This window comes from Thalassotalea ganghwensis, assembly GCF_053485795.1.
Genome location: NZ_JBQRUM010000083.1, coordinates 1 through 306 on the forward strand (window position 1 = coordinate 1; position 306 = coordinate 306).

The following is a 306-nucleotide window of genomic DNA, read 5'->3' on the forward strand; positions in this document are numbered from 1 at the left end:
TCTATTTTGTGTATTTATCTTTTTTACTTTATTGTTACCTTGGTTTAGTTATATTGAAATCAATGAACAAGGGATTGTTATTAAAAATGTTTTTAACACAACTAGGTGTAACTGGAACAATTTAATAAGTGTTGGTGTAACTAATAATGGTGGAGTTGCTTTAAGGCTAAGTAAGCCTCAAAAAACTCTAGACAAAGCTTCTGTTAAATTATTTGGTTATCAGAAATTAATTCCTAACTTATATCAATTCGATGGTAATCAAATAGTTTGCGAAATACATAAGGCTATAGATAAAAGCCGCACCTA

Annotated in this window: 1 protein-coding gene; it reads left to right on the top strand. The window is 28.8% G+C overall.

The window, feature by feature from the left end:
* Positions 1–306: hypothetical protein (locus ACSLUH_RS19685; protein ID WP_448570090.1), on the top strand; the 306-nt coding region annotated here is incomplete at both ends.